General features: G+C 68.3%; 10 protein-coding genes. 6 read left to right on the top strand and 4 right to left on the bottom strand.

Annotated elements, in window-relative coordinates; all coding sequences use genetic code 11:
- Positions 1 to 19: 19 nt before the first annotated feature.
- From ACQCSZ_RS03770 to ACQCSZ_RS03785, 4 genes are all read right to left on the bottom strand, one after another.
- The gene (locus ACQCSZ_RS03770) at positions 20 to 559 is read right to left on the bottom strand and encodes an SRPBCC family protein (RefSeq protein WP_427006757.1); all 540 of its coding nucleotides are present in this window, start codon (positions 557 to 559) and stop codon (positions 20 to 22) included.
- 342 nt (positions 560 to 901) lie between these two features.
- On the bottom strand, positions 902 to 2,341 hold the full coding sequence (locus ACQCSZ_RS03775) for a cryptochrome/photolyase family protein (RefSeq protein WP_427006758.1): 1,440 nt from the start codon (positions 2,339 to 2,341) through the stop codon (positions 902 to 904).
- Between the two features lie 113 nt (positions 2,342 to 2,454).
- Entirely contained in the window at positions 2,455 to 3,240 is a 786-nt protein-coding gene (locus ACQCSZ_RS03780; RefSeq protein ID WP_427006759.1) for a PspA/IM30 family protein, read from the bottom strand.
- A 108-nt stretch (positions 3,241 to 3,348) separates the two neighbouring features.
- Positions 3,349 to 5,418 carry a TPM domain-containing protein gene (locus tag ACQCSZ_RS03785; protein ID WP_427006760.1) on the bottom strand — a complete coding sequence of 690 codons (2,070 nt, stop codon included), beginning with the start codon at positions 5,416 to 5,418 and terminating at the stop codon, positions 3,349 to 3,351.
- A gap of 295 nt (positions 5,419 to 5,713) precedes the next feature.
- On the opposite strand from ACQCSZ_RS03785, the gene ACQCSZ_RS03790 reads away from it, so the two are divergent.
- The 6 genes from ACQCSZ_RS03790 to ACQCSZ_RS03815 all read left to right on the top strand — a co-directional run bounded on the left by ACQCSZ_RS03790 (position 5,714) and on the right by ACQCSZ_RS03815 (position 12,340).
- Complete coding sequence (locus ACQCSZ_RS03790) at positions 5,714 to 7,453, top strand: trypsin-like peptidase domain-containing protein (RefSeq protein WP_427006761.1); 1,740 nt, start codon at positions 5,714 to 5,716, stop codon at positions 7,451 to 7,453.
- A 275-nt stretch (positions 7,454 to 7,728) separates the two neighbouring features.
- Positions 7,729 to 8,529 carry an electron transfer flavoprotein subunit beta/FixA family protein gene (locus ACQCSZ_RS03795; protein WP_427008245.1) on the top strand — a complete coding sequence of 267 codons (801 nt, stop codon included), beginning with the start codon at positions 7,729 to 7,731 and terminating at the stop codon, positions 8,527 to 8,529.
- A 16-nt stretch (positions 8,530 to 8,545) separates the two neighbouring features.
- A complete protein-coding gene (locus tag ACQCSZ_RS03800; protein WP_427006762.1) occupies positions 8,546 to 9,499 on the top strand; it encodes an electron transfer flavoprotein subunit alpha/FixB family protein in 954 nt (317 codons plus the stop codon).
- Between the two features lie 4 nt (positions 9,500 to 9,503).
- Positions 9,504 to 10,283, top strand: a complete 780-nt coding sequence (locus ACQCSZ_RS03805) for a PIG-L deacetylase family protein (RefSeq protein ID WP_427006763.1) — start codon at positions 9,504 to 9,506, stop codon at positions 10,281 to 10,283.
- 81 nt (positions 10,284 to 10,364) lie between these two features.
- Entirely contained in the window at positions 10,365 to 10,931 is a 567-nt protein-coding gene (locus tag ACQCSZ_RS03810; protein WP_427006764.1) for a gluconokinase, read from the top strand.
- On the top strand, positions 10,928 to 12,340 hold the full coding sequence (locus ACQCSZ_RS03815; RefSeq protein WP_427006765.1) for a gluconate:H+ symporter: 1,413 nt from the start codon (positions 10,928 to 10,930) through the stop codon (positions 12,338 to 12,340). Before ACQCSZ_RS03810 ends, ACQCSZ_RS03815 begins: the two co-directional genes overlap by 4 nt.
- The last annotated feature ends 3 nt before the right edge of the window (positions 12,341 to 12,343 follow it).

A 12,343-nucleotide genomic window follows, 5' to 3' on the forward strand; every position in this document is an offset into this window, starting at 1 on the left:
TTCGCTTTGGCGCCCTTGATCACGCACGGCTTCGGCGGAATGTGGGGCCGGGCGGGGGCGGAACCGTTGCCCGGTCAGCCTTGCTGGCCGCCCTCCGGCGGCGCAGCTCCAGCTTCAGGCTATCCTCGCCTGCGGCCATGGCCCAGCGGTGGTTGGCTGCGAACACGGGTTTGAACAGCCAGCTGAGCCGGCGCAGCAGCGGCTTGGCGGTGCTGACCCGCCAGTCGTACGTGATGACCACCTCGGGGCCGTCCGGCTCGAATGTCCACCGCCCCGTCCCGTTCAGGTCCCCTTCAGCAGTGAGGGCGAAGCCCTTCTCCGTGATCGGCTCGGTGACGGTCATGGTCCACCGCAGCGTGTAGGGCAGCCAGCCCTTCGTGTAGAGGGCAACCGCACGCCCGACACCATCCGGTCCGGCTTCCCTGATGACCTGAACATCCAGATAGACAGCTGGCCACCAGGAATCCAGCCTCGGGCCGCCCAGGATCTCTTTGACCTCCGCGGCGGTCCCGGGGACGCGCCAAGTGGTCTGCAATTCGTAGTCGGAGCTCTTAGCCATGGCTGGTCCTCACCGGATGGGCATCGTGCACCAATTCTGCTCCCGGAGCAAGGATCATTCCAGCATTGGTTCCGTCGCGCTGCGGGCGCCTCGCCAACCCGCTTGAGAACCCAGACCTAGTAGGTGCTGGCGGGGAGCGCTCACAGGTACTACATCGGGCAGATCTACGGGATCGTCCCCAGGCGGCAGCGTACGGAGGTCCGCCAGGAGTATCTGCATTTTTTTAAGTCGGACCTCGATAGGGCAACCGTGGCATGAAGGCAAGGCCCGGATCTGATGATCCGGGCCTTTCCTTTGTCCCGGCCAGCCCGGGTGACGGCCGGCAGCCCGGCGGCGGCAGGGTCAGCCGTCCTTGAGACGCCGGTAGGCCTCGAGCGCCCGGGCACGGGACTCCGGAAGCCCGACTACCGGCGCCGGGTAGCCCGGGGCCGCCCCCTCGGCCTTCCACGGTTCATGGACCATCTTTCCGTCCAGCCCGGCGAGCTCGGGGAGGTACGCGCGCAGGTACCGGCCGTCGGCGTCGAACTTCTTGCTTTGCGTGACCGGGTTGAAGATCCGGAAATACGGGGAGGCATCGGCACCGGAGCCCGCAACCCACTGCCAGTTGGCCGGATTGCTCGCCGCGTCGGCGTCCACGAGGGTGTCCCAGAACCAGGCCTCGCCCAGCCTCCAGTCGGCCAGCAGGTTCTTGACCAGGAACGATGCGGCCGCCATCCGGACACGGTTGTGCATCCAGCCGGTCTGCCGGAGCTGGCGCATGCCGGCGTCGACCATCGGATACCCGGTGCGGCCCTGTTGCCAGGCCTCCAGTTCGGCGTCCGAGGGCGTCTGCCAGGCGAAACGGTCAAACTCGGGCCGGTAGTTCCGGGTGGCCAGCTGGGGGTTCTCATACAGCAGTTGCCAGCAGAATTCCCGCCAGCCGAGTTCGGAACGGAAGGTCCCGACGTCGGCCGGGCCGCCCTGCGGGAAGCGCTCCCGCAGGGCGTGCCAGATCCGGAACGGGCTGATTTCACCGAAGCGGAGGTGCGGGGAGAGCCGGCTGGTGCCCTCGACACCGGGAACGTCCCTGCCGGTTCCGTACGCGTCCGCCGGGCCGTCGAGGAAATCCTGGAGCCGCCGGTGTGCCCCGGATTCCCCCGGGGCCCAGGTCGTGGCGAGTCCGGCGCTCCAGTCCGGCCGGCGGGGGAGCAGCCCCCAGCCGGCGAGGTCGTAGCCGGCTGGCAGGTGGCCCGCTGAGTCCCGGGCAGGTGACGGCAGGCTCTCCGGCGCATCGAGGGGCAGCCGGGGCTCAGGTGCATCGAGGCAGGCCTTCCAGAAAGGCGTACAAACCTTGTACGGTCCGCCAGCGCCGGTGCGCACGGTCCACGGCTCGAACATGAGGTTGGCCTGGAAGCTTGCGGCGCTGATGCCCTGGTCTGCGGCCCAGCTCTTGACCCCGGCGTCGACCGCACGTTCGGGACCGCCATACCGGCGGTTCCACAGGAGCGCCGTGGCCCCAGTTTCCCCGGCCAGCCGGCGGATGATCCCCGCGGCGGATCCACGACGGAGCAGCAGCCGGGAGCCCGCGGCTTCGAGGTCCGCGGCGAGGTGCGTCAGGGAATGGTGGAGCCACCACTTCGCGGCGCCCCCGAGGGCCCGGAAGCCGGGAGAGGCTTCATCGAGCACATAGATGACGGTCAGCGGGTTTCCCAGCGACACTGCGTGCGCCAGTGCCGGATTGTCATCCAGCCGGAGGTCATCGCGGAGCCAGACAAGGGTCGAAGACGTGGATCCCGAAGACATGGATCCACGGTACATGCGGAGCCGCAGGCATGGCACGGAAGCGGCCGGGCCCCTGGGGGACCCGGCCGCTGGATCCGGCGGCAGCCGCCGGGGACGGCCGGGGGAGAGCCTGCCTAGAGCTTGTCGAAGTCGGCTTCGTCGACCGTTGACCCGGCAGAGCGGCCCTCGCCGGCGCCGATCGCGGCGGGAGACCCGCCGGACTTCAGCGCTGCCAGCCGCGCCTCGATCTCCGTCTGCTCGCCGAGGTCCTCGAGCGAGTTGAACTGCGCGTCCAGGCTGGAGGAGGCGAGTTCCTGCTGGCCGCGGACCTTGGCCTCCTCCCGGCGGATCTTCTCTTCGAAGCGGCCCACCTCGGACGTGGGATCCATGAAGTCGATGCTCTTGAGGGCGTCGTGGACCTGGCTCTGCGCTGCGACGGTCTTGGACCGGGCCACAAGCTCGTTGCGCTTGCTGGTGAGTTCGTTGAGCTTGCCCTTCATCTGGTCCAGGCCATGCTTGAGCTTGTCCACCACGTCGCTCTGGGACGCGATGCTGGGCTGCGCGGCCTTGGCCTCATTCTCCGACGCGATCTGGCGCTGCAGGGCCACCTTGGCGAGGTTGTCGAACTTCTCCGCGTCGGCGACGTCGCCTTTCCCGCGGTACTCGTCGGCCTTGCGGGACGCTGCGAGGGCCTTGTTGCCCCAGTCCTGGGCGTTCTTCACATCCTCGTTGTAGTCGTCCTGCAGCATGCGCAGGTTCCCGATGGTCTGCGCCACGGCCGACTCGGCCTCCGCGATGTTGTTCGTGTAGTCGCGGACCATCTGGTCCAGCATCTTCTGCGGGTCTTCCGCCTGGTCCAGCAAGGAGTTGATGTTGGCCTTTGCCAGTTGCGCCATGCGGCCGAAAATGGACTGCTTCATGGTGTTACCTTTCGTCCTGCTCAGTGGTTCCCACTGAATTCCGTGAACAGTGGTTGTACTTCCCTACCCGCCGGCCGGAATGTTCCCGCCGACGGCAGTCAGCGCGGTCTAGAAGCTGCCGGAGTCGCCCCCGCCGAAGTCTCCGCCGCCGAAATCGCCGCCACCCCCGCCGCCGCCGAAGTCTCCGCCGCCGAAGTCTCCGCCGCCGGAATCGCCGCCGCCCCAGCCGCCGCCGCCGCCCCAGCCTCCGCCTCCGCCTCCATGCAGGATCGAGTTGATCAGGATGCCGCCGAGGATGGCGCCGCCGAGGCCGCCGCCTCCGCTGCCGCCGAACATGCCGCCGCGGCCGTAGCCCTGGTTGGCGTAGCCGCCGAATTGGTCGACGTCGGACTGTGCCAGCTGGGCCGCCTGCGCCGCCAGCGAGTGGGCCTGCTGCGCGTACTGCAGCGCCGTGACCGGATCCGTCCGGCTGATGGACAGGGCGTAATCCAGGTTCCGCTGGGCCTCGGCGAGGCGCGTGCGCGCCTCGGTGCCGACGCCGCCGCGGCGCGCCGTGATGTAGTCCGACGTCGCGCTGATCTGCGCCTGGGCCGACATGATGCTCTGCTGCAGCGAGGCCTGGGCGCGGCGTGCCTGTTCCTGCTGGTCACGGATCCCCGTAAGGGCCGCATCCAGCGACTGGTGCGCCGTCTCCACGCGCGCCAGCGTGGCGATGGGGTCGATCTTGCCGCCCTGGACCTCGGTCTTGACCCGGGCGAGGGCGGCTTCCACCGCCGCGACCGGGCCGGTGAGTTCCGGGTGGGCCCCGGACTGGATCAGGGCCCGGGCCTGGGCCAGGTCCTGCGCGGTGTCGACGACGGCGGACTCCAGGCCGCTGCGTGCCTCGTCGAGGCTGGCGGCCAGCTTGGTGATGGCGTCGATCAGGACGTTGGTCTGGTGCAGGCTTTCCTCCGCCGCGCGGACGGCGACGGCGGCGAGGCTGCCTTCGCCGGCGTCGAGCTTCCCGCGGGCCGTGGCGGAGGCGTTCTGCACGAAGGCCAGCCGTTCCTTGGCCTGGCTGATGTTGTCGGCCACCTGCACCAGGGCGCTGTCGGCGTATTTGGAGCCCAGTTCCGTCAGGGACTGTTCCGCGCTGGCAATCCTGGCCGCGGCCTCCGCGGCGCCCGCGGCGGTTGCGGCGAGGGCCTGCGGGGCGTTCTTCTCCAGCTCCCGGAGCGAGTCGAAGTCCGCTTTTTGCTCCTGGAGGGAGGTCAGGGCAGCCTCGGACCGGCGGATGATTTCGCCGAGCCAGCTGCGCTGCTGCTCCTCGGTGTCCGGGATATGGTCGTCGAGCTGCTGCTGCAGTTTGAAGGACTCGGACATGTGCGCCTTGGCCTCCTGCAGCGCCTTGGTGAAGTTGCCGACGGCGGAATCACCGTACTGGGCCTGGGCAAAGCCGAGTTCCTGCTCGCTGGACTTAATGGCATCGTCCGCCTCGATCAGCAGCGAACCAGTCTTGCGGCGCAGCTCCGCGACACTGAGCCCGGCCAGCGGGTCCAGTTCCGCGCCCTGCGGCCCGTAGCCGGCAGCGCCTCCCTGGCCGGCCTTCTTCCTGCGGTTGCGGAGGTAGAGATACGTGCCCACGCCTCCGGCAGCGACGACGCCGGCCCCCACCAGGACCGCGCTGCCGGCGCCTCCGGAGGGAACCGAGCCGCTGCCGCCGCCGGCTGCATCGCCGATCGCGGCGGCGGTGTCAATGGCCGCCTGGGCATAGTCCTTCTTGCCGCCCGCCAGGTTGGCGGTGACGGCGTTCTGGGTGATGTTGCTGGTCTTGGAGGCGATGGCGCTGGCCGAGTTCGGCGCAAAGTAGTACCCGCCGCCGTCGGACATCGCGAGAATGACATCGGCCTTGCCCATGCCCTTCTTTGTGGCTACGGCCTGCGCCCACGCCTTCGCGTCCGCCGGGTTCTCAAAGGTCTTCGCGGTGACGACGTACAGGTTGTACTTGTGGTCCTTGAGGAGTTTCTGGATGGCGTCCTGGACCTCGGCCTTGCGGCTGCCGAGCACGTTCGCGCTGTCCACGACATTCTGTCCGGTCGGGATGGCCACCGGATCCTCGGCCAGGGCCGGAGCGGCGGGAAGCGCCAGCAATCCAGCGACGCCGAGAATGGCGAGGAACCGTTTCAAAGTAGAACGCATGTGCAACCCTTCAGCACTTCTGCGACAGGTTCGGCCGAACCCGTCGTTCCAGAATGCAGCAGCGCCCCCACGCAGATGTAAAGCCGCAGGTCGCTGTGGCAATTCCATTTGATTCTATGGTGCACCCAACTGACCGTCCACCGGCGGGAATATGCCACCAGCGAAACGCGCTGAAGGCTGAAAACAACACCTCGGCCACCCTTCTCGGGCGTTCAGGAACCTCCCAGCAAACCTCCCCTCTAGTATCAGAGAGAGGGTCCATAGTTAAGGGCAGACGAGGATGAAAGGAAGTCTTATGACTGAGAACCCAGTGCAGGGTGCGTCACCAGAGAACCGGGAGCCGGCGAAGCCCTATGAGGGCGCTTCAGGGCAACCCCACGCCCCCGCGCCGGAGTCAGCACAGCCGGAGTCAGCACCGCCGGAGCCAGCACCGGAGAATCCCACCCTGCGGCTGGACGGCGCCGGCGAAGGCGCTCCGCGGCCGGTCTACCCGGCGCGCCAGCCCGGCTATGGCCACCCGGACGCTCCGGCGACCCAGCAGTTCGGCGCTGTCGGGAACGCCCAGGGGGACGCCACCGGGAACCCGGCCCCGGCTCCGCAGGGCCAGGCCCCCACGGCGCCCGCCCCCGCCCACCAGGGCAGCGCATTCGGCCAGGCCCCCCACAGTCAAACCCAGTACAGCCAGGCGCCCTACGGCCAGACCCCGTACGGCCAGTACCAGAACAGCCCCTCGCAGCCAGGCCCCTATTCAGGCCACCAGCCGGCGTCGGGTCCTTCGTATCAGTCCGGTCCCGGCTATTCAAACAACCCTGCGCATGCACCCAAGCGCAAGGCTGCCTTCGGCGTCCCCACCCTGGTGGCCAGCATCCTCGCGGCTGGTCTGATCGGTGGCGGGGTCGTCGCGGGCAGCAGTGCCCTGCTGGCGGACCGGTCCTCCACCGCGTCCTCCGGCAGCGTCACCAGCCAGTCCGGGCCGGTAATCGTGAACAACAAGGACGATGTCAACGCCATCACCGCCGCCGCCGTGAAGGCCTCGCCGAGCGTCGTGACCATCAAGGCCACCAGCGGCAGCGACGGCGGCACCGGATCGGGCATCATCCTCGACGGTGCCGGCCACGTCCTGACGAACACGCACGTCGTCACCCTCGACGGCAAGGCGTCCAAGGCCGCCATCGAGGTGCGCACGAGTGACGGAAAGGTCTCCACGGCCCAGATCGTCGGCACAGATCCGCTCTCGGACCTCGCCGTCATCAAGATGGACAACGCCTCGGGGCTGGTCCCGGCAACGCTGGGTGACTCGGGCAAGCTGAACGTCGGGGACACCGCCGTCGCCATCGGCTCGCCGCTGGGGCTGACGGGAACCGTCACGGACGGCATCGTTTCGACGCTCAACCGCACCATCAGCGTCGCGTCCTCGGCGGCGCCGAAGGACGGTGCCGACAATTCCCAGGGCGGTGGCCAGGGCTTCCAGTTCGCCCCTCCCGGCGGCGGGCAGGGCCAGAGCACCGCTAACCAGGGGTCGATCTCGATCAACGTCATCCAGACGGACGCCGCCATCAACCCCGGCAACTCCGGTGGCGCGCTGGTCAACACCAAGGGCGAGATCATCGGCGTGAACGTCGCGATCGCCTCGGCCGGCGGAGACTCCAGCAGCAGCAGCGGCAATATCGGCGTCGGCTTCAGCATCCCGATCAACAACGCCAAGCGCGTCGCCCAGGAAATCATCAGCAACGGCAAGGCCACGCACGGGCAGTTCGGCGTCAGCGTCAAGTCAAAGTCCGGGAGCGCGTCGCCCTCCGGGTTCTCGGTCGGCGCGGAAGTCGCCACGGTCGAGTCCGGCTCCGCCGCTGACAAGGCCGGCATCAAGACCGGCGACGTCGTGACGAAGTTCCAGAACCTCGCCATCAGCGACCCGAACCAGCTGACCGCCGCGGTACGCGAGCAGCCCGCGGGCGCCACCGTCAAGGTGACAGTCCTGCGGGGCGGGCAGCAGAAGGAACTGGACGTGACCCTCGGCACGGCAGCAGAGCAGTAACCGCCGCACGAGCGAAACACAGGACCGGACACCAGCAGTATCCGCGAGGCCGGACGGCACACCCAGGGGCCGTCCGGCTTTTCGTGTTGTCCCGCACCGCTGCCCGCACGCATTTCCCGCAACAGCCCTGACACATGCAGGACCGGGCCCGCGCCGCGGCGCCGCTATATGGTTAGCTAGGAGAAACCCCGGCACCCGGGCATTCCGCGGCCCTGGCCGCGCCCGGCCGGCCGTCCGCCCGCATGGAAGGCTGCTGTACAACAGTGGAAGAGACATTGAAGATCATCGTGCTCGTCAAGCACGTCCCTGACGCGCAGTTCGACCGTCACCTGACCGGCGGGGCCAACACCACGGACCGCTCCGAGAGCATCCTCTCCGAGCTGGACGAATACGCCCTCGAAGCCGCGTTGCAGCTTATCGAGGCCCGCGGCGGCGCGGCGGCCGGCAACAAGGTCATCGCCCTGAGCATGGGCCCCGCCGGTGCCGTCAACGCCGTGAAGAAATCCCTGCAGATCGGGGCCACCGAAGGCGTGCACCTCAGCGACGACGCGCTGGCCGGCTCCGACGCCGCGGCGACCTCCCTGGCGCTGGCCGCCGCTGTCCGCCATCTGGGCGCGGACGCGCCGGTTGATCTCATCCTGACCGGCATGGCCTCCACGGACGGGGAAACCTCCCTGGTGCCGGCCCAGCTCGCGGAGCGGCTGGACCTCGCGCAGGTCACCTTCGCGTCCTCCCTGGAGCTCGACGGCGGCAAGCTCACCGCCCGCCGCGACGGCGACTCCCACGCGGACACCATCGAGGCCGAACTGCCCGCCGTCGTCTCGGTCACGGACCAGATCAACGAACCCCGCTACCCGAACTTCAAGGGCATCATGGCGGCCAAGAAGAAGACCATCACCACGCTGACCCTGGCCGACATCGGCGTGGATCCGGCGCAGGTCGGATTTTCCGGTTCCTGGACCGCCGTCGAGGCTGCCGAGGCACGTCCGCCGCGGACGGCCGGCACCATCATTACCGACGAAGGCGACGCCGGCATCAAGCTGGTCGAGTTCCTGGCCGCCCAGAAGCTGCTCTAAAGGGGAATTTCCGAACATGGCAAAAGTTCTTGTATTCATTGACAACCCCGGCCCGGCGCTGAAGAAGGCCAGCCTGGAGCTGCTGACCATCGCCCGTTCCCTGGGGGAGCCGGCAGTCGCCTTCAACGGCGAACTGCACGACGACGTTGCGGCCGCCGTGGGTGAGTACGGCGCCCAGGCGCTCTACGTCCCGTCAACCGCAGACCTGGACGACTACCTCGTGGGGCCCAAGGCCTCCTACCTCGCCGCAGCGGTGCAGGCCTCAGGGGCCACCGTGGTCCTGACCGAGAACTCGGCCGAGGGCAGGGAAATCGCGGGCCGGCTGGGCATCAAGCTCGGTGCCGGCGTCATCACCGACGTCGTGGCCGTGGATCCGGACGGGACGGCCCACAAGTCCGTGCTCGCCGGCTCCTACATGACCACGGCGAAGGCCACGACGCCCGTTTCCGTGCTCACCGTCAAGGCCAACAGCATCACGCCCGAGCCGGCCGCCACGGGTACCGCGCCGCAGCCCGTCACCGTGGAGCTGCCGGAGACCGCCACCGCCTCCTCGGCCCGGGTCACCGCCCGCAACGAGAAGGCTGCCAGCGGCCGCCCGGACCTGTCCGAGGCGCGCATCGTCGTGGCCGGCGGCCGCGGCGTCGACGGCAACTTCGGCCCGCTGGAAGAGCTCGCCGACGTGCTCGGCGCCGCCATCGGCGCCTCCCGCGCCGCGACCGACGCCGGCTGGATCGGCCACGACGCGCAGGTCGGCCAGACCGGCAAGACTGTCTCGCCGCAGCTGTACATCTCGGCCGGCATCTCGGGCGCCATCCAGCAGAAGGCCGGGATGCAGACCGCCAAGGTGATCGTCGCGGTGAACAAGGACGCGGAGTCGCCGATCTTCGAAATCGCCGACTTCGGCGTCGTCGGGGACCTGTTCAAGGTCCTGCCGCAGGCCACCGAGGAACTCAAGAAGCGCAGGGGCTGATTCCTTGGGCAGCAACGCCGTTCCGGCGCCCGGCCCGTTCGATCCGGAAAAGCACCGGGTCGAACGGGTGCTGTGTTTCAGCGCGCACCCCGATGACATCGACTTCGGCGCCGCCGGCACCATTGCCGCCTGGACCGCCGCGGGGGTCGAGGTCAGCTACTGCATCATGACCGACGGCGACGCCGGCGGCTTCGACCCGGAACAACGCGACGAAATCGTCCGGCTGCGCACCGCGGAGCAGCAACGCGCCGCCGCCCTCGTCGGCGTCACGGACATCCACTACCTGCACCAGCGCGACGGCTTCCTTGAACCCTCCCACGAGGTGATGCGGGACGTGGTGCGGCTGATCCGCCAACTCCGGCCCGACGTCGTGCTCGCCATGCACCCCGAACGTGACTGGAACCGGATCCAGAAGAGCCACCCGGACCATCTGGCCGTGGGGGAGGCGGTGACCCGGGCCGTGTACCCGGCGCTGGAAAACCCCTTCGCCTACCCGGAGCTGGCCGCGGCCGGCCTCGAGGCCTACAAGCTGCCCTGGCTGTGGCTCTTCGCCGGGCCGGAGGCGCGTGAAAACCATTTTGTCGAGGTCACGGACCACGTGAAAAGCAAGCTCGCCGCCATCCACGTCCACACCAGCCAGCATCCCGACGTGGAGGCCATGGACCGCACCGTCCGGGCCCTGCTGCAGGACACCGGCCGCCGGGCGGGCCTGCCGGCCGGGCGCAGCGCCGAGGCCTTCCACGTCGTATCAGTCAACGGTCCGGGGACCATCGCCGGCTTCTAGGGTTGCCGGAACGTGACCCCTGCCATATGCTTGCCTCTGTTTAAATCATATTTATTTTGATGAAATGGAAGGCAGACTTTGATGGCGAAGACTGCGCAGCACCCCGTCCTGGTGATCATGGGCGTCTCGGGATCCGGAAAATCAACCGTGGCCGGCCTCGTGGCCGGCAAGCTCGGATGGGATCTTGCAGAAGGCGATGACCTGCACCCGGCGTCGAACGTTGCCAAGATGCAGGCCGGTGAGCCGCTGACCGATGAGGACAGATGGCCGTGGCTGGAATCCATCGCCGAATGGATCCGGGCCCACGCCCAGGACGGGACGCCGGGTGTGATCACCTGCTCGGCACTGAAGAAGGTGTATCGTGACGCCCTCCGCGGCGAGGGCGTGGTGTTTGTCTTCCTGCAGGGAAGCAAGGACAAGATCTCGGACCGCCTGGCTTCGCGGCACGGGCATTTCATGCCTCCGGCCCTGCTCGAATCGCAGTTCGAGGCGCTGGAAGCGCCCACCGAGGACGAAGACTTTATCTCCTTGTGCGTCTCGGCCCTGCCCTCCGAGGAGGCGCAGGAAATCATCGACCGGCTCCATCTGGAAGCGGCAGACGCCGCAACGCCGTCAACACCGCAATCCGCACTTAGGAACACACTTTGAATTTTCAGATAGCAACGCAGCTTCCGGCCGCCGTCGAGGCCTGGACCGGCCACGACACCCAGCTGCTGGTAGTAGCAGCAATAGGCATCGCGCTCATCGTGGTGCTCATTGCCAAGTTCAAGCTCCACCCCTTCCTCGCGCTCGTCCTCGGCTCCGCGTTCGTAGGCCTCGCCTCCGGCGTGGAGCTGGCCAAGGTCATCACCAACTTCGAGGACGGAGTCGGCGGCGTCCTGAAGGAAGTCGGGCTGCTCATCGCCCTCGGCGCGATGCTGGGCAAGCTGCTCGCCGACTCCGGCGGAGCCAACCGTGTGGTGGACACCCTGCTGGCCAAGGCCACGGGGAACAAACTGGCGTGGTCCATTACGCTCGTCGCCGTGATCATCGGCCTGCCGATGTTCTTTGAGATCGGGCTCGTCCTGCTGTTGCCGGTGATCGTCCTGGTCACCCAACGCTCAAAGATGCCGCTGATGCGCATTGCCATCCCGGCCCTGGCCGGCCTGTCCGTGCTGCACGGCCTCGTGCCGCCGCACCCCGGACCCCTGATCGCGATCAGCGCCGTCAAAGCCGAGCTCGGCACGACGCTGGCGCTGGGCCTCCTCGTGGCCATCCCTACCGTCATCATCTGCGGCCCGCTGTTCTCCCGGCTCGCCGCCCGGTGGGTCCCGGTGGGCGCCCCCGCCGTCGCGGGCGGCATCGACACCGAACACGGGGCGGACATGGAAGGCGTCAAGCGCCAGCCGAGCTTCCTCGTCACACTGCTGACCATCATCTTCCCGGTGGTGCTCATGCTGCTCAAGGCGGTCATGGACATCATCTGGGCCGACCCCGCGACCGCGCCGGCGATCCGGACCTTCTTCGATTTCGTCGGACAACCGCTCGTCGCCATGACCCTGGCCGTGCTGCTGGCCACCGTAACCTTCGGCTACGCCGTGGGCTTCACCGGCAACAGGATCACCTCCAAGATCGGCGCCAGCCTCGGACCGATCGCCGCAATCCTGCTGATCGTGGGCGCCGGCGGAGGCTTCAAGCAGACCCTGATCGGCGCCGGCGTCGGGGACGCCGTCAAGAAATGGGCCGAGGGCACCAACATGTCGGTCCTGGTGCTGGGCTTCATGGTGGCCGTCGCGCTGCGGCTCGCGACCGGCTCGGCCACGGTGGCCACCGTGACGGCGGCCGGGATCGTGGCGCCGCTGGCCAGCTCGCTCACGCCCACGCACGCGGCACTGCTCGCCCTGGCCATCGGCGCCGGCTCGCTGTTCCTCTCGCACGTCAACGACGCCGGATTCTGGCTGGTCAAGGAGCTGTTCGGGCTCACCGTCGGCCAGACCTTCAAGACCTGGTCCGTGATGGAGACGCTGATCTCGTTGGTCGGCTTCGGCTTCATTATGCTGCTCTCGCTGATTATCTAGCGC

The sequence above is a fragment of the Pseudarthrobacter sp. H2 genome (assembly GCF_050157045.1).
Taxonomy (GTDB): Bacteria; Actinomycetota; Actinomycetes; order Actinomycetales; family Micrococcaceae; genus Arthrobacter.

What these genes read in the sequence shown, in the direction of transcription:
- ACQCSZ_RS03770 (WP_427006757.1), bottom strand. Translation starts at nt 559, where the DNA reads ATGGCTAAGAGCTCCGACTACGAATTGCAGACCACTTGGCGCGTCCCC.
- ACQCSZ_RS03775 (WP_427006758.1), bottom strand. Translation starts at nt 2,341, where the DNA reads ATGTCTTCGGGATCCACGTCTTCGACCCTTGTCTGGCTCCGCGATGAC.
- ACQCSZ_RS03780 (WP_427006759.1), bottom strand. Translation starts at nt 3,240, where the DNA reads ATGAAGCAGTCCATTTTCGGCCGCATGGCGCAACTGGCAAAGGCCAAC.
- ACQCSZ_RS03785 (WP_427006760.1), bottom strand. Translation starts at nt 5,418, where the DNA reads ATGCGTTCTACTTTGAAACGGTTCCTCGCCATTCTCGGCGTCGCTGGA.
- ACQCSZ_RS03790 (WP_427006761.1), top strand. Translation starts at nt 5,714, where the DNA reads ATGACTGAGAACCCAGTGCAGGGTGCGTCACCAGAGAACCGGGAGCCG.
- ACQCSZ_RS03800 (WP_427006762.1), top strand. Translation starts at nt 8,546, where the DNA reads ATGGCAAAAGTTCTTGTATTCATTGACAACCCCGGCCCGGCGCTGAAG.
- ACQCSZ_RS03810 (WP_427006764.1), top strand. Translation starts at nt 10,365, where the DNA reads ATGGCGAAGACTGCGCAGCACCCCGTCCTGGTGATCATGGGCGTCTCG.